The sequence below is a fragment of the Spirochaeta lutea genome (assembly GCF_000758165.1).
Classification (GTDB): Bacteria; Spirochaetota; Spirochaetia; order DSM-27196; family Salinispiraceae; genus Spirochaeta_D; species Spirochaeta_D lutea.
The window spans coordinates 1-1026 of the sequence record NZ_JNUP01000032.1; the positions used below are offsets into that span (position 1 = coordinate 1).

The 1026-nt window shown below is 41.3% G+C and carries 1 protein-coding gene; it reads left to right on the top strand.

The window, feature by feature from the left end:
- Nucleotides 1–166: 166 nt before the first annotated feature.
- On the top strand, nt 167–1026 hold an 860-nt coding region (locus DC28_RS04425; protein WP_037546358.1), incomplete at its 3' end, for a hypothetical protein.

Sequence of the window (1026 nt, forward strand, 5' to 3'; positions counted from 1 at the left end):
CTGATGGAAGTGTGAGTGCAGGGAATATTCGGTTGATTGAGGCATTCTACGATAGAGCCTATGCATTTGTCGTAAATCCTGGGATAGAAGATGTTTCAAGGACGCTTACGAAATACGAAAACGACACTTGGCGAATCGTTCGACTGAAAACAAGAGGGACAAATTGATGAGAACAATATATACATGCGCTGCTTTGTTATTGTTTGCAGTATTTCAGATTTATGCGCTTGATCCGATTCAATTTGAGGTAATCAGTAGATTTCCGAATGGAAGGGGTGAAGGTGAGTTTCGCTTCCACGAGTTTGAGGGGATGGGGTCGAATCCTAGTAGCCCTAAGGGTTTATCGTTTGTGGACGGAGTATTTTATATTACAGATAATGTCAACCAACGAGTGATAAGACTTGAGGAAAACGGAAACCACTGGGGTGTTTTACTTAACAATTTGGATCCAGGTTTTAACTTAATAAGGCAAGGAAGGTTCCTATTTGATTTTGCCTCTTCGGGATTTTACAATGTATATAATCATGACCAGCAAAGCCTCACTGTTAAGAATAGCCGCTTGAGTACCGGAGATGCCAGTTACTACATGAAAACAGTGATAGCTGGCGACATGATTTTAGTAAATGCATCACCAGAGCGTGGTACTGAAACTCCTCGGTACTTTGGTTTTCATATTACTGAAAACTTTGATGGCACAATATCCATGATGAATCCGGAGCAGACGATTGATTTTTTGAAGAATGAGTATGAAGGAACTGAAGAATTCATCGTGGATGAAGAGGGGTATATCCTCTGGGACGGGAAGCTTGTGGCACCTTATGGAAGAAGCTTTTACAATTATTATTATGCAGAACAACCAAATTCAGAAATGAGGAATATTTTATCAGGCTCACAGTTTATTGGATGGGATCAAGAGGGGAGAACTTTTTGGGGATATCGGCGGAGTGTGAGCGTTGTTGATACCGATGGCAGTTTAATTGCAGACTTCTACGGGGAAAACATCAACGCCGGAGCTAAATCCCAATT